Source organism: Pseudomonas sp. NDM, from assembly GCF_003105095.1.
GTDB lineage: Bacteria > Pseudomonadota > Gammaproteobacteria > Pseudomonadales > Pseudomonadaceae > Aquipseudomonas > Aquipseudomonas moraviensis_A.
This window is the reverse complement of record NZ_QETJ01000040.1, coordinates 1-22,821: the sequence shown is the minus strand read 5'-3', so window position 1 is coordinate 22,821 and position 22,821 is coordinate 1. Positions and strand designations below refer to the sequence as shown.

13 protein-coding genes are annotated in these 22,821 nt (G+C 63.1%); 7 read left to right on the top strand and 6 right to left on the bottom strand.

Annotated elements, in window-relative coordinates; all coding sequences use genetic code 11:
- Positions 1 to 4 precede the first annotated feature (4 nt).
- The 4 genes from DCO47_RS11365 to DCO47_RS11350 all read right to left on the bottom strand — a co-directional run bounded on the left by DCO47_RS11365 (position 5) and on the right by DCO47_RS11350 (position 13,181).
- Positions 5 to 7,831, bottom strand: a complete 7,827-nt coding sequence (locus DCO47_RS11365) for a non-ribosomal peptide synthetase (protein ID WP_116658121.1) — start codon at positions 7,829 to 7,831, stop codon at positions 5 to 7.
- Positions 7,828 to 11,229 carry a non-ribosomal peptide synthetase gene (locus DCO47_RS11360; protein ID WP_116658120.1) on the bottom strand — a complete coding sequence of 1,134 codons (3,402 nt, stop codon included), beginning with the start codon at positions 11,227 to 11,229 and terminating at the stop codon, positions 7,828 to 7,830. The genes DCO47_RS11365 and DCO47_RS11360 overlap by 4 nt, the downstream gene beginning before the upstream one ends.
- 188 nt (positions 11,230 to 11,417) lie before the next feature.
- Positions 11,418 to 12,401 carry a TauD/TfdA family dioxygenase gene (locus DCO47_RS11355; protein ID WP_064363892.1) on the bottom strand — a complete coding sequence of 328 codons (984 nt, stop codon included), beginning with the start codon at positions 12,399 to 12,401 and terminating at the stop codon, positions 11,418 to 11,420.
- 39 nt (positions 12,402 to 12,440) lie between these two features.
- Positions 12,441 to 13,181 (bottom strand): thioesterase II family protein, encoded by a 741-nt coding sequence (locus DCO47_RS11350; RefSeq protein WP_042608396.1) that lies wholly within the window; start codon positions 13,179 to 13,181, stop codon positions 12,441 to 12,443.
- 135 nt (positions 13,182 to 13,316) lie between these two features.
- On the opposite strand from DCO47_RS11350, the gene DCO47_RS11345 reads away from it, so the two are divergent.
- Complete coding sequence (locus tag DCO47_RS11345; RefSeq protein WP_083353192.1) at positions 13,317 to 14,450, top strand: cupin-like domain-containing protein; 1,134 nt, start codon at positions 13,317 to 13,319, stop codon at positions 14,448 to 14,450.
- On the opposite strand, the gene DCO47_RS11340 is transcribed toward DCO47_RS11345, so the two are convergent.
- Positions 14,384 to 15,640, bottom strand: coding sequence for an MFS transporter (locus DCO47_RS11340; RefSeq protein WP_116658119.1), 1,257 nt, complete (start codon positions 15,638 to 15,640; stop codon positions 14,384 to 14,386). The genes DCO47_RS11345 and DCO47_RS11340 overlap by 67 nt on opposite strands.
- A 245-nt stretch (positions 15,641 to 15,885) precedes the next feature.
- Between DCO47_RS11340 and DCO47_RS11335 the strand changes: the two genes are divergently transcribed.
- The 5 genes from DCO47_RS11335 to DCO47_RS11315 all read left to right on the top strand — a co-directional run bounded on the left by DCO47_RS11335 (position 15,886) and on the right by DCO47_RS11315 (position 20,948).
- Positions 15,886 to 16,890, top strand: coding sequence for a family 2 encapsulin nanocompartment cargo protein terpene cyclase (locus tag DCO47_RS11335; protein ID WP_083201894.1), 1,005 nt, complete (start codon positions 15,886 to 15,888; stop codon positions 16,888 to 16,890).
- 88 nt (positions 16,891 to 16,978) lie between these two features.
- Entirely contained in the window at positions 16,979 to 17,779 is an 801-nt protein-coding gene (locus DCO47_RS11330; protein ID WP_116658118.1) for a glucose 1-dehydrogenase, read from the top strand.
- Entirely contained in the window at positions 17,772 to 19,598 is a 1,827-nt protein-coding gene (locus DCO47_RS11325) for a glycoside hydrolase family 15 protein (RefSeq protein ID WP_116658117.1), read from the top strand. The genes DCO47_RS11330 and DCO47_RS11325 overlap by 8 nt, the downstream gene beginning before the upstream one ends.
- Before the next feature lie 393 nt (positions 19,599 to 19,991).
- A complete protein-coding gene (locus DCO47_RS11320; RefSeq protein ID WP_116658116.1) occupies positions 19,992 to 20,381 on the top strand; it encodes a hypothetical protein in 390 nt (129 codons plus the stop codon).
- Positions 20,382 to 20,429: 48 nt separating this feature from the next.
- On the top strand, positions 20,430 to 20,948 hold the full coding sequence (locus DCO47_RS11315) for a hypothetical protein (protein WP_083353197.1): 519 nt from the start codon (positions 20,430 to 20,432) through the stop codon (positions 20,946 to 20,948).
- A 24-nt stretch (positions 20,949 to 20,972) separates the two neighbouring features.
- Here DCO47_RS11315 and DCO47_RS11310 read toward each other — a convergent pair whose 3' ends face one another.
- Entirely contained in the window at positions 20,973 to 21,956 is a 984-nt protein-coding gene (locus tag DCO47_RS11310; RefSeq protein ID WP_116658115.1) for a GlxA family transcriptional regulator, read from the bottom strand.
- 89 nt (positions 21,957 to 22,045) lie between these two features.
- Between DCO47_RS11310 and inhA the strand changes: the two genes are divergently transcribed.
- Positions 22,046 to 22,732 (top strand): isonitrile hydratase, encoded by a 687-nt coding sequence (gene inhA, locus DCO47_RS11305; protein WP_116658114.1) that lies wholly within the window; start codon positions 22,046 to 22,048, stop codon positions 22,730 to 22,732.
- The last annotated feature ends 89 nt before the right edge of the window (positions 22,733 to 22,821 follow it).

The following is a 22,821-nucleotide window of genomic DNA, read 5'->3' as shown; positions in this document are numbered from 1 at the left end:
CCTCTCAAGAAATCAGTTTTTCCAGATCATCGAGGGATAGACGTTTGAGGGCCTCCAGTGATTTAGCCAATTCATCCTGAACGGGCGACATTTCGACGCGCAGCGCTTCGATCCGCGCGCAGAACTCCTTGAGGGTGTCGGTTTCGAACAGCGCCTTGAGCGGCACCTTGTCGCCGAGGCGCTCCTGCACCCGGGTCACCACCAGCGTCGCAAGCAGCGAATGCCCGCCAAGCTGGAAGAAGTTGTCCGCCAGCCCTACCCGCTCGACCTCCAGCACCTCCTGCCAGATCGTTGCGACCTCCCACTGCAGGTCGCTTTGCGGCGCCTGGTATTGCTCCTGCATCGGGCTCTCGGCCAACGCCATCAGCGCCTTGCGATCGAGCTTGCCGTTGGGCGTCAGCGGGATCGCGTCGATCAGGTGCAAATGCCCCGGGACCATGTGCGCCGGCAAGCGGCTGGCCAGTGCACTGCGCACCCGCTCGGTCAGGGTCGACCGCTCGCTGTCCAGCGCGGCGACGAGATAGGCATGCAGGTGTTTGCCGGCGGCACCGTCCTGCGCCAGCACCACCGCTTCGCCGATATCCTCGAGCTCCAGCAGGCGCGCTTCGATCTCGCTGAGTTCGATACGGAATCCGCGAATCTTCACCTGATGGTCGGCGCGACCGATGTACTCGATATTGCCGTCGTCGCCCTGGCGCACCAGATCGCCGGTGCGGTACAGACGCTCGCCATTGCTCGCGTAAGGATTCGGCACAAAGCGTTCGGCGGTCAGCGCGGCGCGGCGCAGATAGCCGCGCGTCACTCCGGCACCGGCCAGGTACAGCTCAGCCGGCACGCCCGCGGGCAGCACTTGCAACTGACTGTCGAGCAGATACGCCACGGTGTTATCCAGCGGCCGGCCAATGTTCGCCCGGCCCTGCGGCGTGCGCAGGGTGAAGGTCGAATAGGTGGTGTCTTCCGACGGCCCGTAGAGGTCGTAGACCTGCTGCACCCGGGTGCTGGCATAGAGGCTGTCGACCAGACTCTGCTTGAGCGGTTCGCCGGCCAGATTGATGGTGCCAACCGAAGCCGGAATCTGCCCGGCGCGCTGCAACGCGGCAATCGCCGAGGGTACGGTGTTGATCAGGGTGACCTGCTCGCGCGCCGGCAAATCGGCCAGCGCCAGGGCGTTGTCCGCCAGCACCAGACAGCCACCGCAGGCCAGCGTGACGAAGATTTCCCACACCGACAGATCGAAGCAGATTGAGGTAGAGGCCAGCACGCCGCGCAATTGCTCTTCGCGATAGACCCCCGCCGACCATTGAATCAGTGCCGACAGATTGCCGTGGCTGATCGCTACGCCTTTCGGTTTGCCGGTGGAGCCGGAGGTGTAGATCACGTACGCCAGATTGTCTGCAGCGAGGTTAACCAGCGGCGCAGTGACCGGGCATTCGCTGGCGACGCTCGCGTCCACCAGCAGCACCTGCGCGCTCAAGGTTTCCGGCAGCATCGCCAACGCCGCCAGTTCGATGAGCAGCACGGCGGCGCGACTGTCGTCCAGCATGTGCAGCAAGCGTTCCTGCGGATAATCCGGGTCCAGCGGCACGTAGGCGCCACCGGCCTTGAGGATCGCCAACAGTGCGACCAGCATGTCCGGCGTGCGGCGCATGCACACGCCGACGCGCACCTCCGGCCCGACGCCCATGCCTTGCAGCTTGTGCGCCAGACGATTGGCCCGGGTATCGAGGCTTTGGTAATCGATGGACTGCTCAGCGAACCGCACCGCGCTCGCTTGTGGCTGCCGCTGCACCTGCGCGGCGATGTGCGCCAGCACCGTGCGTTGATCCGGCGCGGTCACCGGCGCCTTGCCCCACGCGATCGCTTGTTGCCGTTGTGGCTCGGCGAGCAGTTGCAGCGCGCCCAACGGCTGGGTGGCGTCGGCGAGGAACTGCTCGAGCAGGCCTTGCAACTGCGCACTCAACGCACTGATCGCTGGAGCGTCGAAACTGGCCTGATCGTAACTCACGCCCAGACTCAGCTCGCGGCCGGTGACCGCGACCAGCGTCAGCGGATAGTTGGTCTGCTCCTGCCGGCGGATTGCCGAGAACTTCAGGCCCGTCTCAGGGCCCTGCGCCAGCGCTTCCGCCATCGGATAGTTTTCGAACACCAGAATACTGTCGAACAACGCCCCGGCACCCGTGCCGGCCCAGCGCTGAATGTCATACAGCGGCGTGTGTTCGTGCTCGCGCAACGCCAGGTTGAGGTCCTGCACCAGTTGCAGCCATTGGCTGACGCCGATCTCCGGCGATGGCGCCGCCACCACCGGCAAGGTGTTGATGAACAGGCCGATCTGCTGCTCGACGCCCGGCAAATCCGTCGGCCGCCCAGCGACCGTCGCACCAAACGCCACGTGATCCTGCCCGGTGTAGCGCTGCAACAGCAGCAGCCACGCCGCTTGCACCAGCGTGTTGAGGGTGACTTTCTGTTCGCGGGCGAAGCGGTTCAGTTCGGCCGTCAGCTGTTCGCTGAACACATGCTCATGATCGGCATAACCGCTTGCGTCGCGCTGCCGGACCGGCATGGCGCTGGCCAGTCGCGTCGGCTCTGCGAGTTCCGCCAGCGCCGCGCTCCAGAATTGCCGACTTGCCTGCTGATCGCGCTGGCCAAGCCATTCGATGTAATCGCGATAGCGCCCCTGCCCTGCGCTCGGCGTGATGCCGGCGTAGCGTTGCAGCACTTCGCCGAACAACTGCGAAGTGCTCCAGCCGTCCATGAGGATGTGATGACAGGTGTAGATCAGGTGATGAGTGTTCTCATCGGTGCGCACCAGCGTCACGCGCAACAGCGGCGCGTCGAGCAGATCGAAACCGTTGTGCAGGTCTTCAGTGGCCAGATGATCAAGCGCTGAACCGAGGCCATCGCGACCGCGCCAGTCCTGCACCTGCCACGGCATCTGCACACGGCTGCGCACCACCTGCACCGGCGCGGCGGCATCCTGCGGCCAGACGAACGCGGTACGCAGAATATCGTGGGCTTCGAGGGTATGCTGCCAGGCCTGGCGGAAGCGCTCGCTGTCGAGTTGTTCCACGTCGACCCGCAGTTGATTGGTATAGGCCGGGCTGTCCGGCTCGTTGCGGCTGTGGAACAGAATGCCTTGCTGCATCGGCGACAGCGGGTACAGATCAACGATGTCACGCGGCGCGATCGGCAGCGCCGACAGCTGCGCTTGCGTGAGGTTGGCGAGGTTGAAGTCCGAGGGTGTCACGCCACCGGCGCCGCTCTCGCAGCAATGTTCGATCAGGCGTTCCAGCTCGCGGCCATAGGCCTCGGCCAACGCCTCGATGGTCGCGGCGCGGTACATGCCGGTGCCGAAGGTCCAGGTCAATTCCAGCTCACCGCCGAAGACCTGACCGTCGACACTCAGCCAATTGCCCAGCGGCGCCTGCTCATCCTGATTGGCACCGGTGCTGTCAGCGCTTGGCACGAACAACGCGCCTTGCTCAGCATTGAACGCGCCGTCGAACTGGCCGAGATAATTGAAGGTCACCCGGGGTTGCGCCAGCGCCTGCAACTCGGCAGAACGCGTGAGGTAACGCAGCACGCCATAACCGATGCCCTTGCCCGGCACCGCACGCAGTTGCTCCTTGATCGCACACAGCGACGCAACGGGATTTTCCTGCGGGGCCAGGCGCACCGGGAACAGGCTGCTGAACCAGCCGACCGTACGGCTCAGGTCGATGTCGTCGAACAGGTCTTCACGACCATGACCTTCGAGCTGGATCAACACCGAAGGCTGCTCGCTCCAGTCACACAGCACCCGCGCCAATGCAGTCAGCAACAGATCATTGATCTGCGTGCGATACGCCGCCGGGGCGACTTTCAGCAGCTTGTCGGTCAGTGTCTGGCTCAGGCGCGTACTGGCGCGGGCGGCCTCGGCGCGGGTCTGGCTGTCCTCGGCAAAATCCCGTGGCAGGGCCGCGTCGTCGGCATCAAGGGTCTGGCGCCAATAAGCGCTTTCGGCCGCCAACGTTTCGCTCTGTGCATAACGATGCAACTGCCCGGCCCAGTCGTGCAGCGAACTGCTTTTGCCCGGCAACGCGAGCGCCGCTCCCGCCGCCAGGGCGTGATAGGCCTGCTGCAAGTCCTCCAGCAGAATGCGCCACGACACGCCATCGACCACCAGGTGATGGATGACCAGCAACAGACGTTGCTCGGCATTCGGCAGATTGACCAGCAACGCGCGCAGCAAATGCCCGCGTTGCAGATCCAGGCTGCGCTGCGCCGCGTCGACCAGCGCTGGCAAGGCGTCGAGGCTGTCCAGCTCGCGGACCCAGAGCAGTTCGGCATCACCCTGCGACTGCGGCAATGCCTGCCAGCGATCGCCCGACTGCACAAAGCTCAAGGCCAGTGCTTCGTGCTGTTCGAGCAACGTCGCCAGCGCCTTGCGCAGATGCACGGCGTCCAGCGCCAGGGTCGGTTGCAACATCACCGACTGATTCCAGTGCTGGCGCTGGACAATCGGCGTCTCGAAGAAACGCTCTTGAATCGGCAGCAACGGCAATGGCCCGCGTGCCACAGTTGCGGCAGCGGCAGCCGGTTTGGCCTCGATCAGTTTGGCCACAGCGGCGAGTTGGCCGATGGTCTGTTTTTCGAACAACTGCTTGGGGCTGAGCTTGATCCCCTGGCGCTTGGCCCGGGCGATGATCTGCAGACTGAGAATCGAGTCGCCACCCAGTTCGAAGAAGTTATCGCTGCTGCCGACCCGCTCGAGCTTGAGCACCTCGGCCCAGATGGCAGCCAGTTTCTCTTCGATCTCACCGACCGGCGCGACGAACTGCTGGCTGACCACGCCGGGCACGGGCAAGGCGCGTTTGTCGAGTTTGCCGTTGGCCGTCAGCGGCAGCTTATCGAGCAACAGCAACTGCGCCGGCACCATGTAGTCCGGCAGCCGCGCCTGCAATTGCTCGCGCAGATCCTGCGCCTGCACTTTCGCTCCCGCTAGCGGCACGCACCAGGCAAGCAGTTGCAGGCGCGCCGGATCGTCATCCAGTGGCAGCGCGAGCACGGCGGCTTCGCTGACGCCGTCGAGGCTGAGCAACAGCCGCGCGACTTCCGCCGGCTCGACGCGGTAGCCGCGCACTTTCACTTGATCGTCAGCACGACCGATGAATTCCAGCGCCTGCTCGCGGTTGCGCCGAACCCGGTCGCCGCTGCGGTACACCCGCGCGCCCGCTGCGCCGAACGGGTCGGGCAGGAAACGTTCGGCGGTCAGCGCCGGCTGATTCAGGTAACCCAGGGCAACGCTGTCGCCGCCGATGTACAGCTCACCGGCAACCTGATCGGCCACCGGGTTGAGCACATCGTCGAGCACATAGACATGGGCACCGGCCAACGCCGTGCCGACCGGAATGCTGCGCGTTTGCGCGGCAAGTGCTTCGACCTCATGGGTCAGCACGCCTACGGTGGTTTCGCTCGGGCCATAGTGATTGATCAGGCGACAGCCCGGTTTCAGTTGCTGCACGCGCTCGACCAGCGCCGGCGAACAGGCTTCGCCGCCGACGATCAATGCGTGTTCCGGCAGCACGTCGGCTGGCTTGGCCGCCTGCAACAGCGCGGCGAGATGGCCGGGAACGATTTTCAGCACGCCGACGCGATGGCGGGCCATGTAATCGGCAAAGCGGTCCGGGTCGAAACCGAGCTCTTCCGGCAGCACATGCAGCAGGCGGCCCGAGCACAACGCACCGAACAGCACGGTAAAGCCAAGGTCGGCGGCGATGGTCGAAACCAGCGCCATGCTCGCCTCGGGCGCAGGCGCCAGACGCTCGAGGACGCCGCGCACATAACTGCCCAGCGCAGCGTGGCTGACCAGCACGCCCTTGGGTTGCCCGGTGGAACCGGAGGTGTGAATCACATAGGCCGGCGATTGTGCATGTAGCGTCAGCTCAGGCGCGGACGCCGGCAGCGACTGCCATTGCTCCGGGGCAAATTCAAGACCCTGACAGCCCTCGACCGCCAGTTCACTGACCCGCGCATCGCCTTCGGCAGCGATCAACGCCCGTGCCTGCGCAGCCCCGAGCATCTGTTGCAGGCGTGCGCTCGGTGCCTTGACGTCGAGGGGCATGTACACCGCGCCAGCCTTGAGAATCGCCAACACGCAAGTCAGCCAGTCCAGCGAACGCTCCAGCAGCACCGCCACCGGTTCGCCAACATTGATGCCCTGCGCACGCAAATAATGGGCGAGACGATTGGCTTGCTCATCCAGTGCCTGGAACGTCATGGTCTGCTGAAGATCACGGGCGGCCAGCGCCTGCGGCTGGCGGGCCACTTCACGGGTCCAGTGCTGCAACACCGTCAACGCCGGTTCGCGTTGAATGGCAAGCGCCGCAGGCCGTTGCGTGGCGACCGTGTGCAGCGGCGCCTGCGGCGCATTGAGCAATTGGCTGAACAGGTCGAGCAACATCGGCACGAAAGCGGCGACCGTTTCCGCCCGATAGAGATCGCTGGCGTAGGTCATCTGACCGTGGATCAGCGCGCCGTCGTCGGTGATGTCCAGGGCCAGATCGAAATGCGTGCCGTCCTTGGCCAGCGGGTATTCGCTGACGGTCAGACCGGGTAAGGCCATCGAGCGTTGTTTCTGCATGCCGACGTTCTGGTTGAACTTGGCCTGGAACAACGGGTTGTGACCGAGGGTGCGCTCGGCGACCAATTCGTCGACCAGTTGCTCGAACGGCAATTCCTGATGCGCCTGCGCGCCGAACGCCGCTTCCCGCACCTGCGCCAGCAGATCCGCGAAACTGCCGCGCTCATCGACCTGGCAACGCAGCACTTGGGTGTTGACGAAGAAACCGATCAACCCTTCGACTTCGGCGCGGCCACGGTTGGCATTCGGCACGCCAACACGTATGTCGCGCTCGCCGGCCAGACGCGAGAGGAACAGCGAGAACCCGGCCAGCACCAGCATGAACAGGCTGATGCCCTGGCTGCGGGCAAAAGCATTGAGCTGGCGCGACAGGTCGGCACCGAAATCGAAGCTCAGGGTCTGCCCCGCAAAACTCTGGGTCAGCGGTCGGGCAAAGTCCGGCGCCACTTCCAGCAGCGGATGCTCGTCACCCAGTTGCTGACGCCAGTAGTCGAGCTGGCGCTCGCCCTCGCCTGCTTCCAGCCAGCGTCGCTGCCAGATCGCATAGTCGGCGTACTGCAATGGCAACGCAGGCAACTGCGGCTCGCGCTGCAGACTGAAAGCCTGATAGCACTGGACGAATTCCTTGACCATGACGTCCATCGACCAGCCGTCGGAGACGATGTGATGCATGCTCACCACCAGCACGAACTCTTCGTCGGCCAAGGCAAACAGACTGGCGCGCAACAGCGGGCCATGGCGCAGATCGAATGGTTGCGCGGTGACGTCCTGCACGTGTTGCGCGAGTACTTGCTCGCGCTCTTGCGCCGCGATGCCCGTCAGGTCGAAGCGTTCCAAGGCAATACTCTGCTGCTCGAGAATCACCTGTTGGGGCTGATCGCCGTCAGTGTGGAACACCGTGCGCAACACTTCATGGCGCGCCAGCAGATGATCGAACGAACGGTTCAGCGCCGACTCGTCCAGCAGCCCCTTCAGACGCAAGCCGGCGGCCATGTTGTACGCGGCACTGTGCGGTTCCAGTTGCCAGAGAAACAACAGGCGCTGCTGGGCGAACGACAGGGGAATCGACGCGCAGTCATGGCGGCTGACCGGCAGCGGCAGCAGGCTGAAATCCTTGCCCTCCTCACGCAGCCTGGCCAGAAACAGCCGACGCTGTTCCAGCGGCAGGCCGACGAATCTTTGCGCAATACGTTCCGCCATCGTGCCGTTCATACTTCTTCTCCTTGCAAAGCATTCATGAACTGATCCATGTCGGACCAGTCGTCGTCGCCGCTCGCCTCGGCCAGTTGCCCGAGCACCTCGGCGAGATCCGCCAGCAGCGGTTTTTCGAACAGACTGCGCAGCGGCAGCACCACACCCATCTGCTCCTTGATTCGCGCGATCACCTGCGCGGCCAACAACGAATGGCCGCCCAGTTCAAAAAAGTGATCGTCCAGACCCACACGCGGCACCTGCAGCACCTCGGCCCAGACCTGCGCCAGGCACTGCTCGGCCGCCGATTGCGGGGCACGGTAATCGCCCTGCAACTGCGCCGGATCCGGCGCTGGCAAGGCCTTGCGGTCGAGCTTGCCACTCGGCGTCAGCGGCAGGTTCGCCAGCAACAGCAGATGCCCCGGCACCATGTAATCCGGCAGGCTGGCTTGCAGCGCGGCGCGGGTCTGCTGACGGAACAGCGCTTGCGTCGCCGCACTGGCGAGCGCTGCCGGTTCCGTCACCACGTAGGCGACCAGTTGCGTACCGCCCGCGAACGGCACCGCCAGCACCACCGCTTCGCGAACCCCGGGACATTGCTGCAGGCGCGATTCGATCTCGCCCAGTTCGATGCGGAAACCGCGAATCTTCACCTGATGATCGACCCGACCGACGTACTCCAGCGCGCCATCGCCGCGCAGCCGCGCACGATCGCCGGTGCGGTACAGGCGCTGACCGTCGGCGAACGGGTCGGCAATGAAACGCTCGGCGCTGAGGCTCGGCTGACGGTGATAACCCCGTGCCAGTCCCGGCCCACCGATGTACAACTCGCCCACCGCGCCTTGCGGCAGCAGGTTCAGGTCATCGTCGAGCACGTACAGGCGCCGCGCTGCCAGGCCCTTGCCGATCGGCATGCCGCGCCACGACAAGTCCTGCGCGGTCAGCGCGGTGCAGTCATGAATCGTCGAGACCACCGTGGCCTCGGTCGGCCCGTAGGTGTTGAGCAGGCGCACATGGCCGAGCCCGGCCTGCTGCCACAGGCGCAAGCCGTCCACCGCCATGGCTTCGCCGCCAACGTGAACCTGGCGCAGCGCGGCGAAACTTGCTGGCGGTTTCGCCGCGTATTCCTGCACCAGCCAATACCAGTAGGCCGCCGGCAGGTCGGCAAGAGTGATGCCCTGATCGACGATGACCTGATGCAGCGTCGCGCTGTCCCACAACGGCGCGTCACGCATGACCACGCTGGCGCCATGGCACAACGGCGAGAAAAACTGCTCGACGAAACCGTCGAAACTGCTGGTGGCGAATTGCAGAACCCGGTCGCCTTCGTGCAGATCGCTGTAACCGATGGCGCGGGCGATGAACTCGCTCAGCGCACCGTGACTGACCGCCACGCCTTTCGGCCGCCCGGTGGAGCCAGAGGTGTAGATCACGTAGGCGAGGTTGTCGGCTTCGACCGTGACCGGCAGATTGTCGGCCTGCTCACTGTCGGGCAACTGCTCCAGACACAGGCACTCGACACCATCGAGGGGCGGCAGGCTGGCGAGGCTTTGCCGGTCGCTGAGCAACAGTTTCAGACCGCTGTCATCGAGCACATGGCGCAAGCGTTCGGCCGGGGTCTGCGGGTCCAGCGGCACGTAGGCACCGCCGGCCTTGAACACCGCCAGCAGCGCCACCGCCAGTTCCAGCGAGCGCCCCAGCGCAACACCGACCAGCACGTCCGGGCCGACACCCTGTGCGCGCAACTGATGGGCCAGACGATTGCTGCGAGTGTTGAGTTCGGCGTAGCTGAATGCCGGCGCAGGCGCAGTGGCCAACCGCACCGCCGGCGCTTGCCCAGTGCGCGCGACCTGCGCTTCGAACAGGGTTTGCACGCTGGTGAAACGAGGCGCAGGCGCAGTGGACTGAATCAGCGCTTGCCGTTCGCTATCGGCGAGCATCGCCACGTCACCGATCAACTGTTGCGGGTCGCGGCACACCGACTGGAGAATGTTGCGCCAATGCCCGGCCAGCGCGGCGATGGTCGCGGCGTCAAAAATATCCGTGGCGTAAGTGAAGGCGGCAAACAGTTGCTCGCCCTCCTCACGGGTGTCGAGCATCAGGTCACTGGTGGCCGCGTGTTGCCGAGCGCTGCCGGCCAGTTGTTCTTCGCTCAGATAGCCCACGCGCAAGCCTGAAGCGAGTTGCGCCTGATGCAAATCGGTGACCAGCGGTTGATGGTTGAACATCACCTGAAACAGCGGATTGTGGCTCTGGCTGCGTGCCGGTTGCAGGGCTTCGATCAGGGCGTCGAACGGCAGATCCTGATGGGCCTGCGCACCCAGTGCCGCCTGGCGCAGGCTCTGCAGCAACTCAGTGAACGGCGTCTGCGCAGTGACCGCGCTGCGCAGGATTTGCGTGTTGACGAAGAAACCGATCAGGCCTTCGGTTTCACTGCGGGTGCGGTTGGCGATCAGTCCGCCGACACGAATATCGGTCTGGCCGCTGTAGCGATGCAGCAGGGTTTTGAACGCCGCCAAAAGCACCACGAACAACGTCACGCCCTGACGCTGGGCAAGGCTTTTCAGCTCTTCACGCAGGGCTGCATCGATCACCGTTTCCAGGCGCGCGCCCTGATGGCTGGATTGCGCCGGATAGGCGCGGTCGGTGGGCAATTCCAGCACCGGATGCTCGTCGCCCAGTTGCGTGCGCCAGTAGTCCAGTTGCCGCTCACGCTCGCCAGCCTCCAGCCAGCTGCGCTGCCACAGCGCGTAGTCGCGATAGTGCACGGTCAGCGGCGCCAGCGTCGGTTCGCGCCCGGCCACCAGCGCATCGTAGGTGCGCATGAACTCATCGATCAGAATGTTCATCGACCAGCCGTCGGCGATGATGTGATGCAGGGTCAGCAGCAGCACATGTTCCCGCTCGGCCAGGCGCAACAGACGCAGACTCAGCAGCGGGCCGTTCTGCAGGTCGAAGGCCTGGGTCGCCTCGGCCATCATGTGCTGCTGCGCGAGCGGCCAGCGCTGTGCTTCGGGCAACCCGCCCAGGTCAGTGACGGGCAACTTCAGTGGCTGCGGCTCGGCCACACGCTGGAAGGCACGCTCGCCGTCCTGACCGAAGGTGGTGCGCAAACATTCGTGGCGTGCCGCCAGGCGGCTGAAGGCCTGCTCAAGTGCCTCGACTTGCAGATCGCCATCCAGACGCACCGCCATCGGCAGGTTGTAGGCTGCGCTGGTCGGCTCCAGTTGCCAGAGAAACCACATGCGCTGCTGCGCGTAAGACAGGCCGTCGCGCTCAGCGATGCCGTCGCAGGCAGTCATGGGAAGCTGCGCAAAATCGATGCCTTCGCGGGCCATGCCGGCGAGGAACAAACGACGTTTGTCCTGGGGCAATTCGATAAAGCGGCGGGCTAGTTTCTGTGCGTCTGCGGCATTCATGCGTGGAGTCCTTGCTGATCGGCGGCGTGACCTGGAGACCCGGTCGTATCAACAAGAACGAATGGCCCGCGCAACGATTTAGCGCACCAGCGGCAATCGCAGCCCGACGGTACGAACGCCAGACAGACAAATGCCGAAGCCCGGTACAGGCCCGGCTTCGGCATTCAAATTGAAGCGTTGCGATCTGCTCAGCGCGCGTCCTGCGAATGCCCCTCGGCCATCGCCACAATCACTTTGCGCGGCCCTTCGAACGGTGAGCGAGCATGCGCGGACAACATGTTATCGAGCATCAGCACATCGCCCTCCTGCCACGGAAAACTGATCGCACAGTCATCGAGCACCGCGCGAATCTGCGCCAGCACTTCGTCTTCGATCGGCGAACCATCGCCGTAGTAGACGTTACGAGGCAGGTCTTCTTCGTCGACGATGTCGAGCAGGCTTTCGCGCACTTCCGCTTGCAGGTTGGAGATGTGAAACAGGTGCGCCTGATTGAACCAGACGTGATCGCCCGTTACCGGGTGCACCGCCACCGCCTGACAGGTCTGCCGCGTGCGCAGCTCGCCGTCGTCCTTCCATTCACAGACAATGCCGTGGGCCTTGCAGTAGGCCTCGACGACCTCGCGGTCTTCGGTGTTGAACACGTCTTCCCAGGCGACGTCGAGGCCGTTGCCGAAGTTGCGCACGTACATCAGGCCTTTGCTGACGAAGCGCTCACGGATCGCCACCGGAATGCGCCGGTAGACTTCACGGCTGTCGGCAATCGGCGTCTCACCGCCGGACTTCGCCGCGATCATGCTGTAGAACCAGATTTTCATCGGCCAGTCGCGGGAATACGCCTGTTCGTTGTGCAACGGAATACTCTGGTGCGCCGGGTATTCCGTGGACGTGTACACGCCTTGGGTGACGTTGGTACGCGGGGTCGAGCCGAACTCGTAGTTCAGCAGCGGATGACCGAAGCTCGCGGCGAACTGGCGGAACTGCTCGGCGCCATCGAGGCGGAAACCGCGAAACAACACACCACCGTCGCGCAGCAGATGCTCGTCGACCAGCTCCTTCAATTCATCGAATACCGCCAACAGATCAGTGTCGGCATCGCTCGCCTCGATCAACAGCGGCAAGCGTCCGCGCTGCGGCAGCAATGGCCGAACGGAAAATCCCAAAGCAACAGCCATGACTGGCCTCCTGACTATGCGTGATGGATGAGTCGCTTTTCAGAACGCCGGTTGCGCGGCCTGCGCAAGGCGCCGGTGATGCACTTCCAGATGGCTCTTGATCGTGCGAATGACCCGCGCTTCATGTTCATGAATGAAGAAATGCCCGCCGGTCATCATGTCCACCGAGAAACTGCCCAGGGTCTCTTTGCTCCAGCCGATCAGTTGTTCAGTGGTGGCGCGGTCTTCCTTGCCGCCGAGCACGTGCACCGGGCAATTGAGCAAGGGCCGCTCGGCAGGCGTGAAGCGCCCGCACATCATGAAATCGGCGCGCAGCACCGGCAGGGTCAGGCTCATCAATTCCTGATTGGCGAGAATTTCTTCGCTGGTACCTTGAAAGGTGCGCAGCTGTTCGATGAGCTCCTCATCGCTGCGCGGCTCGGCAAAGCCGCGGTCGTAGTCGCTACGCATGGTCGGCGCAGCGGTGCCGGAGGCGAACAGCGCCAGCGGCTCCGGCGCGCCGAGCTCGCGAAAGGCATGGGCCAGTTCGCAAGCGAGCAACGCGCCGAGGCTATGCCCGAACAACGCATACGGGCCTTGCAGACCCGGTTTGTGTTCGCGCGCCAGTTGCCGCGCCAACGCGCGCATGTCGGTTTGCAGAGGTTCGTCGAACCGCGCGCCACGCCCCGGCAGTTCCACCGGTTGCAATTGCAGCCACGTCGGCAGTTGACGCCGCCAGCGGCTGTAAACCATGGCGCTGGCACCCGAATAGGGCAGGCACAGCAATGTCAGCTTGGTCACCGCGCTTTCCTTGAAAAATGTGTCTGCAAGAAAGACGGATCAATGGCCGGACAAATTAGTCACCGATCGCTAAATTCCCCCGCCGGCCGCTCGTTGCCTGTTCAGGAAAAAAACAACAATCGCGAGGGAATCACCGTGGACCTGCAGAGCATTCTGGGCAAGTTGTTCGCCAACGCCGGCGCGGTCGGCATCGAGGGCGTTTTCCAGTTCATCTTCAGTGCGCAACAGGCGTACTGGTACGACATCAAGACCAGCCAACGCACGGAGCTCGGGCGCCACCCAAGCCCGGACGTGACCATCGAAGTGGCAGAAAAGGACTTTTTGGGGATCATGGCCGGGGTGGTCAATGTCGAGGAACTGTTCGCCAGCGGTCGGCTGAAGATCGGCGGCAACATGGGCCTGGCGACAATGCTGCCGCAGATCATCGACCACGCCCGCCAGGGAGGCGGCACGGTGGAAAAGGTCGACATGAACAAGCGCTACCCGACCCCGCCGCGCTTCAGTGAAAAGCTCACTGCCGCACTGCCTCGGCAGACCAGCGTCGAACGTCGCACGCGCGCCGAATTGAGCCGACATGAATTCGAAACCCGTTATCTGCCCAATGGCATTCCGTTGGTGATCAGCAACGCCCTGCACGACTGGCCGTTGTTCAGCCTGAGCCGCGAAGAGTCGCTGGTGCATTTCGCCGAATTGCAGGGCATCACCCGCCATGGCGATTACGTGAAGAAGACCTTTTCCACCGAGCGGGATTTCCGCTCGACCTCGATGGCAGAGTTCATCGCCTCGCTGGACAGCCCGGCGGTCAAGGTCGCGGACGGCGAGCCGCCGGCGTACATGGGCAACAACATTCTGCCCGCGCAATTGCTGCAACAGATCCAGTACCCGCCCTACTTCGACACCTCGCTGTTCATCCCGCCGCGCATCTGGATCGGCCCCAAGGGCACGCTGACGCCGCTGCATCGCGATGACACCGACAACCTGTTCGCCCAGGTCTGGGGGCAGAAAAAATTCACCCTCGCCGCACCGCATCATCGCGAGGCGCTGGGCACCTGGTCGACCGCGCCCAAGGGTGGTCTGGATGGCTGCGATTTCAACCCGGACGCGCCGGACTATGAGCGTTTCCCGGCAGCGCGGGAGGTGACATTTTTGCGCGTGACGCTGGAGGCTGGGGATCTGCTGTTTTTGCCCGAGGGCTGGTTTCATCAGGTTGAATCGGTGTCGACGTCGCTATCCGTCAACTTCTGGATCAACTCAGGACGAGGCTGGTAACCCGATTTCCTGTAGGAGCGTAGGAGGTGGCGGTAGCTCTGGAACGCGGAAACCAGCACCACCGCCCCCGCCGCGATCGCCAGCCAAAACCCGCTGCGCGCGCCTAACGCATCCACCAGCGCGCCGGAACCGGCGGCGCCGATCGCTACGCCGATGCTCAGCCCGGTCACCAGCCAGGTCAGGCCCTCGGTGAGTTTGGCCGGCGGCACTATGCGTTCGATCAGCGCCATCGCCACGATCAGCGTCGGCGAAAAGAACAGGCCGGCGATGAACACCGCCACCGACAAACCGAGAATATTGCTCGCCAGGAGCAGCGGCAGCGTGGTCACCGCCGTCGCCAGCCCGCCGTAGAGAAACAGGCGCGGCAGCGGCAATTTCGAGCGCATCGCACCAAAGGCGATGCCGGCCAGGCATGAGCCGATCGCGTATACCGACAAGACAATACTCGCCGCTGCCGGCTGGCCCTGATGCTGGGCGAAGGCGACGCTGACCACGTCGATGACTCCGACGATCACGCCCATCGCCAGCATCAAGGCCAGCAGCCATTGCACATCGGTCGAGCGGATGATCGAGCCCTGATGCTGCGACTCCTGCGCATGCACCGGCGGCTCGGTGCTGCGCTGGGCGACAAACGCCGTCACGCCGATGGCCAGCGCCAACAACGCCGCCAACGGCCCGGCCTCGGGAAACACTGCAACGGACAGGCCCACCGATAGCGGCGGCCCGACGATAAAACACACTTCATCGAGCACCGACTCCAGCGCATAGGCCGTCTGCAACTGCGGCTGGCCCCGGTAGATTTCGGTCCAGCGCGCCCGCACCATCGCCGACATGCTCGGCATGCAACCGGCCAGCGCGGCGAACACGAACAACGTCCAGTTCGGCGCCTGCAGACGCGTGCACAGCAGCAACATCAACAACCCGCCGCCACCGGTCAGCGCTGCGATTGGCAGAACCCGCCCTTGACCGTAGCGGTCCACCAGCCGTGACACCTGCGGCGCGCAAAACGCCGTGGCCAGGGCGAACGTCGCCGCCACCGCACCCGCCAGCGCATAGCCGCCGTTCAACTGCGCGAGCATGGTGATCAGGCCGATGCCGGTCATGGAAATCGGCATGCGCGCCAGCATCCCGGCCATTACAAAAGCACGGGCGCCGGGGGCGGTGAACAATTCACGGTAGGGGTTTGCCATCGATTGCAGCCTCATCAGGGGCGGCCAAGTTGCCATAGGCTTGAATGCCGTGGAAGCGCGCAATTGTTGGTGGAGTGTGAAAGCCAGCTGATCTCTCCAGCACTGACGACGATGACCATTTGTCGAAAATGCGCGTTGAACTGTCAGACCTGACAGGTGCGCTCCCTTGTGGTTTGCGCTCTGATGAGGCCGTTGATCTTCACGTATCACCTTGGAACCCTGCAACCACACTCAGGAGCCTGGCCATGGACGAATCGTCAATGCTCGTCTTACCCGAAGCGGAAAAGGCGCCGTGGGCCGTGCCCGCCCTGTATGGACTGGCACCCTTTCGCAACGACGCCGCGCTGGCGGCTGCGGTGGATGATCGGCTGATGCCGTGGATCGAGCAGGTGGGGATTTTTCCGGGGCGGCACGACAAGGTCCGCGCCATGGCTTTCGGGCGCTTCGCCATGCTGTGTCATACCGACACCGATGAGCCCGATCGGCTGTTGCTGGCGGCGCAATGTTTCGCCGCGCTGTTTGCCGTGGACGATTACTACTGCGACGACGAGCGAACCGGATCCGAGCCGAGGATGGTCGGGCCGCGCCTCTCTCTGGCGCTGGCAGCCCTGGAGCCGGTTCACTTGAGCGAACGATTTCGCCCGGGGCTTGAGCAGGCATTGAACAGTGATCCGGTGTTGGTCGCCCTGCGTGCCTGGCTGGCGCGGGTCGAGGCATTCGCGACAGCGGCGCAGGTTGCCCGCGTGCGCCATGAAATCATTGCCATGTTCGTCACCATGACCGCCGAAGCGGCTTGGCGTATCGAAGGAATCACGCCCGCGCTCTGGGAATATCTGGCTCAACGGCAGGTCAACAGTTTCCTGCCGTGCCTGGCGCTGATCGACATCATTGGCGGGTATGAATTGCCCGCCAACGTCTACAGTTCATCCGCGGTGAGGCGCGTCACGACGCTGGCCGCCAGCGCCACGATGATTGTCAATGACCTGTTTTCCGCGCTGAAGGAACAGCAGGCGGGGATCGGCGATTTCAACCTGCCCTTGTTGCTGATCCGCGAACAGGGCTGCTCGCCCGCTCAGGCGATGGCACAAAGTGCTGCCGTTCACGATGAAATCATGCATCTGTATGAGTCGGCAGAACGAGCATTGTTGCCGCACGCCTCGCCGCGACTCAAACGCTACCTGCGCGGAATCAAGAGCTGGTTGGCCGGCAACGTCGAATGGCATCGCAGCAGTGGCCGCTATCAGGTCTGACGCGCGAACTTTTCATGGTTGCAGATGAACTCTCGCCGCCGGCCATCAGTCAGCTACTTAAGTCTCTGGAACCAAGGCGTGAATCGTCATGCAGATCTCCCTCGCTCATCAGGTGGCACTGGTCACCGGCGCCAGCTCCGGCATTGGCCATGGCGCCGCGAAAGCACTCGCCGCGGCCGGCGCTGCGGTCGTGATCAACTACAACAGCAGCGCCGGACCCGCTGAAGAACTGGCCGCGCAAATCAACGCCAAGGGCGGTAAAGCACTGGCTATCGGTGCCGACGTCTCGAAAGAGGACGAGGTCGAACGGCTGTTCAAAGAGACCGTCGACGCGTTCGGTTCGCTGGACATTCTGGTGGCCAATTCCGGCCTGCAAAAAGACGCTGCCGCCGTGGACATGACGCTCGACGACTGGAACACGGTGATCGGCGTCAACCTCACCGGGCAGTTCCTCTGCGCACGTGCAGCGTTGCGGATTTTCCAGCGTCAGGGCGTGCGCGAAGGCGTGTCGCGCGCGGCGGGCAAGATCATTCACATGAGCTCGGTGCACCAGCGCATCCCATGGGCCGGGCATGTCAACTACGCGGCGTCCAAAGGCGGCGTCGATCAATTGATGCAGAGCCTCGCCCAGGAAGTCAGCCACCAGCGCATCCGCATCAACAGCATCGCGCCCGGTGCGATCAGCACTGCGATCAACGCTGACGCCGCCGCAGGCGAAGCCGGCAAAAAGCTTCTCGAACTGATCCCCTACGGACGCATTGGTGACGTCGAGGACGTTGCCAATGCAGTGGTCTTCCTCGCTTCCGACCTGTCCGATTACATCGTCGGCACCACCCTGTTCATCGATGGCGGGATGAGCCTCTATCCGGAGTTTCGTGGCAATGGCTGAGCCTGAAATGGAACAACAGAGCGCCATCGGTGCTCACGGAATCATCGGCGACATGCGCAGCGCCGCGCTGGTCAACGACAAGGGCAGCGTGGATTTTTTCTGCTGGCCAGAGTTCGACAGCCCGACAATTTTCTGCTCGCTGCTCGATACCCCTGAAGCAGGCATTTTCCAGCTCGCGCCGGACTTGCCGGACGCACGCCGGGAACAGATTTATCTGCCCGACACCAACGTCTTGCAGACCCGTTGGCTGAGCGAACACGCGGTGGTGGAAATCACCGATCTGTTGCCAATAGGTGACGATGCCGATTCCCTGCCGTTGCTGATGCGCCGCGTGCGAGTAGTCAGCGGCTCGGCGACGTTCAATCTGCGTTGTGCGGTACGCCATGACTACGGCCGCGCCGAAACCCGGGCAGAGATCGACGCAAAGGACGTAACGTTCCATGCCGCTGGCCAGCCGTCGCTACGCCTGGCTTCAGATCAGACCCTGCAGGTCGACGCACAGGCAGCCGTCGCGCAATTCACCCTCAAGCACAATGAAACCGCCGCGTTCATGCTCGGCGGCATTGATGATCCGCGTTTCACCGAGGGCGCTGCCGAGCTGTGCATGGAGCGCACATTGAAATACTGGCGCGGCTGGATCGGCCAATCCAACTATCGCGGCCGGTGGCGGGAAATGGTCAATCGCTCCGCCCTTGCCCTGAAACTGCTGACCTCGCGCCGCCAAGGTGCGATCCTCGCCGCCGCCACCTTTGGCCTGCCGGAAACCCCCGGGGGCGAGCGCAACTGGGATTATCGCTACACGTGGATTCGCGATGCGTCGTTCACGGTTTATGCGTTCATGCGCCTGGGCTTCGTCGACGAGGCCAACCACTACATGCAATGGTTGCGCGGACGGGTCAGCGATTGCTGCGGCAAACCGATGAAGCTCAACATCCTCTATGCCATCGACGGCCAGCAGGAGTTGCCGGAAACCGAACTCACGCACCTGGCCGGCCACGGCGGCGCGCGACCGGTGCGCATCGGCAACGGTGCCTACGAGCAGGTCCAGCTGGACATCTTCGGCGAACTGATGGACGCCGTGTATCTGGTCAACAAATACGGTGACGCGATTTCCCATGAAGGCTGGCGGCACGTCGGCGAAGTGGTCGATCAGGTCTGTGAGAACTGGCAGACCGAGGATGTCGGCATCTGGGAAATGCGCGGTGAGACCCATCATTTCCTGCACTCGCGGCTGATGTGCTGGGTGGCCCTGGACCGCGCGATCCGTCTGGCTTCCAAGCGTTCGCTGCCGGCGCCGTTCGCCCGTTGGGATCAGACCCGGCAAGCGATCTACACCGACATCTGGGACAACTTCTGGGATGAAGAACGCGGGCATTTCGTTCAGTACAAGGGCGGCACCGCGCTGGACGGCTCGATGCTGCTGATGCCGCTGGTGCGTTTCGTCAGCGCCAAGGACCCGCGCTGGCTCTCGACTCTGGAAGCGATCGAAAAAACCCTGGTGCGCGACGGCATGGTCTATCGCTATCGCAACGAAGACGCCAACATCGATGGCCTCAACGGCACCGAAGGCGCATTCGCTGCGTGCTCGTTCTGGTACGTCGAATGCCTCGCGCGCGCCGGGCAGGTGGAGAAAGCCCATCTGGAGTTCGAGCAGTTGCTGCGTTACGCCAACCCGCTGGGGCTGTACGCCGAAGAGTTCGACAGCCATGGCCGCCATCTGGGTAACACGCCGCAAGCGCTGACGCATCTGGCGCTGATCAGTGCAGCGAGTTTTCTTGATCGCAAGTTGAGTGGCGAGAAGAGTTCCTGGCAGCCGTAATTGACACCAGGGGCTGTAGGAAACAGCCCTGATCAACGCCGATTTTTGGAATTGACGCCACGCAAACAGGCAGCTGCTCCCAGCCTCTGTGGCGAGGGAGCTTGCTCCCGCCGGGTCGCGAAGCGCACCCGTCACTTGACTGCCCACTGACTGAAAGCCCCCGCAGCCACTGGCTTTGCGCCTGCTGCGCAGCCGAGCGGGTGCAAGCTCCCTCGCCACAGTTTCAAGCGTGGGCCGCTGCCGTGTTGGTTAAACAGAGGCTACGCAGACCTACCCGGCAACGTACGCTTACACGCCGAAATACCTTGTTGCCAGCCGTTACATCCACACCTACCATCCAACGCAACGGGCACAGCGGAGCTGTCCAACCACCCCCGAATTCAAGGAACCGGAATGCCTCACCATGTCCAGCGCAGCATCGACTCCCCTCTTCGCACCGGACTGAGCCGCACCCAGCTCTGGGAAGCCGCCGACAAAGGCCTGATCAAATGCTGGGAAATCGGCCGCCAGCGCGCCGAACGCTTTCCCGAACTCGCCCAGCGCTGTCTGGCCGGTGAATTGCCGGTACTTGGCTGGAAGGGTGGCGTCAGTCGCAGCCTGAAGAAAAACGAGAAATATGGCTCCCTGAAATACCTGGCGCAGTGGCAGGGTCTGCGCGGTGAGGATCTGGATATTGATCTGGCGCAGGAGCGTGCGCTGACATGCTCACGGACGAAGATGAAGGTGACGTTTACGCCGGATCGGACCAAGTATTTCAATCAGGTGGCGGAGGTTGAGGTTTGAACGGTCACGAATATCTGAGGTTAGCAATCCACCTTTTCAGGCTTTTATATGACTTCAACATCTGTAGATAAACTCGCACTTGCGGTTGCTTTGCTGGCGCTGGGTGCAACGTTTTGGCAAGCGCAAGCGCAAATCAAACATAACCATGTCTCGGTAGAGCCTCGTATAACTTCGTATTTCTCCAACAACGGAAATAAAGATCAGTGGGGTATTTACGCGTTCAATAACGGCATGGGCAACGCTTTTGTAGAAAGCGTCAAGGTTTACGTAGACGGACAACCGGTCCCTGATCATCAGTATGGACAGTTCTTTTCTGCCGTGACTGCGCTGGGACTCAACCCGCTGTGTTTTCTTGTTGGTGGCCCACGCCCAAACGATGCCTTTACAGTCAATAGCGAAGAGCGCCTCATCGAAGCCAATCCAAAAGCCCCAGAGGTCTGTGCATTGAATAAGTTGCTTCTGCAGGCGTACGCTAGCGAACGCATCGATTATGAATTGATCGTCAAGTCTATTTATGGCGATCGGTTCAAATACCGCTATTCAAAAAACGCACAGGTCGCACTCTAAAGTTCCATCCGCTCCACTCAGCAATCACGGCAATACTGGATCTGTTACAGCGCTGACTGAAAACCGCTCGCGATACGCCTGTGGCGTCACGCCAATAGCCCGCAGAAAACTGCGCCGCAGTGTCTCTTCACTGCCAAACCCGCAATTAGCGGCGATGCGTTTGACCGGCAGGCCGGTATCGCTGAGCAGTCGCCGGGCGGTTTCGACGCGGATCAATTCGATCGCCCGCGCCGGGGTCTGGCCAGTGTCGGCGCGGTAGTGGCGGATGAAGCTGCGTTCGCTCATGCCGGCCTGTTCGGCGAGGGTCGGGATGCCGAGATCACAGGTCAGGTTCTCGGCGATCCAGGCGTGCAGTTCATCGAAGCGGTTGCCCTGTTGTTGCAGCGACAGCGTCACACTGAATTGCGACTGCCCGCCCGGGCGTTTGAGGAACACCACCAAATGCCGGGCCACGTCGAGGGCAATGTCGCGACCGAGGTCTTCTTCGACCATCGCCAGCGCCAGATCGATACCCGCCGTGACCCCGGCGGAAGTCCACACCGGGCCGTCGTTGATGAAAATCGGGTTGGCTTCCACACGCAGATTCGGATGTTGCTCGGCCAATTGTTCGCAGCGGGTCCAGTGCGTGACCACGCGACGGCCGTCGAGCCAGCCGCTGGCCGCGAGCAGAAAGGCCCCGGTGCACACCGAAGCCACGCGCCGGCAGCCGTGCGCATGTTCGCGCACCCAGTCGACCAGTTGCAGATCCTCCGATGCCGCATAAATGCCCCAGCCGCCGGCGATGATCAATGTGTCGCTGGGCGTTTGCGGCAACGGTTCGGCGAGCACCGCCAACCCCGCCGACGACAGCACCGCCCCGCCACCGCTGGCGATCACGCTCGGCGCGTAGGGCGTCGGCAACCCGCGCTGGCGGGCGAGATCATTGGCTGAGGCAAACACCTGCAACGGCCCGGTGACATCGAGAATCTGCATGTTGGCAAACGCGAGGACGTGAATGGCTTTAGACATTTGGCGTGATTCGTGGGGTGATTGGCGTATGCGCCAGAACCTACGCGCCTACAGTGAAGTCGTCCACTTCTTTCAACGGAGCAAGAACGATGACGCTGCAGATCGGTTTTCTGTTATTCCCGCAGGTTCAGCAACTCGACCTGACCGGCCCTTACGACGTGCTCGCCTCGCTGCCCGACGTGCAGGTGCATCTGGTCTGGAAGGACCTGATGCCGGTGACGTCCAGCACCGGCCTGCTGCTGAAACCGACGATAACCTTCGACGGTTGCCCGGATCTGGACGTGATCTGCGTGCCCGGCGGTGGCGGCGTCGGGCCGTTGATGGAAGACCGGCAGACGCTGGATTTCATCAAGCGCCAGGCCGCCCAGGCACGTTATGTGACCTCGGTGTGCACCGGCTCGCTGGTACTTGGCGCGGCGGGTCTGCTGCAAGGCAAACGCGCGACCACCCATTGGGCGTATCACGAGTTGCTGCCGAAGCTGGGGGCGATTGCGGTGAAGGATCGGGTGGTGCGCGACGGCAATCTGTTTACCGGTGGCGGGATCACCGCCGGGATCGATTTTGCCTTGGTATTGGCCGCTGAATTGGTTGATGCGGATACCGCGCAGCTGGTGCAGTTGCAGCTGGAATACGCCCCGGCGCCGCCGTTCAATGCCGGCAGCCCGGACGTGGCACCGAGTGCAGTTGTCGACGAAGCACGGTTGCGCGCGGCGCCTTCGTTGAAGCTGCGTACCGAGATTACCGAGCGCGCGGCGGCCAACCTGAATCTGCGCTGATCTGCAGCCGAATGCAAAACCCTTGTAGGAGTGAGCCTGCTCGCGATAGCGGTCGATCAGCCAACATCTGCGCGGAATGACACACCGCT

Coding starts and splice junctions, on each gene's coding strand:
- DCO47_RS11365 (WP_116658121.1), bottom strand. CDS start 7,831: ATGAACGGCACGATGGCGGAACGTATTGCGCAAAGATTCGTCGGCCTG.
- DCO47_RS11360 (WP_116658120.1), bottom strand. CDS start 11,229: ATGAATGCCGCAGACGCACAGAAACTAGCCCGCCGCTTTATCGAATTG.
- DCO47_RS11355 (WP_064363892.1), bottom strand. CDS start 12,401: ATGGCTGTTGCTTTGGGATTTTCCGTTCGGCCATTGCTGCCGCAGCGC.
- DCO47_RS11340 (WP_116658119.1), bottom strand. CDS start 15,640: ATGGCAAACCCCTACCGTGAATTGTTCACCGCCCCCGGCGCCCGTGCT.
- DCO47_RS11335 (WP_083201894.1), top strand. CDS start 15,886: ATGGACGAATCGTCAATGCTCGTCTTACCCGAAGCGGAAAAGGCGCCG.
- DCO47_RS11330 (WP_116658118.1), top strand. CDS start 16,979: ATGCAGATCTCCCTCGCTCATCAGGTGGCACTGGTCACCGGCGCCAGC.
- DCO47_RS11325 (WP_116658117.1), top strand. CDS start 17,772: ATGGCTGAGCCTGAAATGGAACAACAGAGCGCCATCGGTGCTCACGGA.
- DCO47_RS11320 (WP_116658116.1), top strand. CDS start 19,992: ATGCCTCACCATGTCCAGCGCAGCATCGACTCCCCTCTTCGCACCGGA.
- DCO47_RS11315 (WP_083353197.1), top strand. CDS start 20,430: ATGACTTCAACATCTGTAGATAAACTCGCACTTGCGGTTGCTTTGCTG.
- DCO47_RS11310 (WP_116658115.1), bottom strand. CDS start 21,956: ATGTCTAAAGCCATTCACGTCCTCGCGTTTGCCAACATGCAGATTCTC.
- inhA (WP_116658114.1), top strand. CDS start 22,046: ATGACGCTGCAGATCGGTTTTCTGTTATTCCCGCAGGTTCAGCAACTC.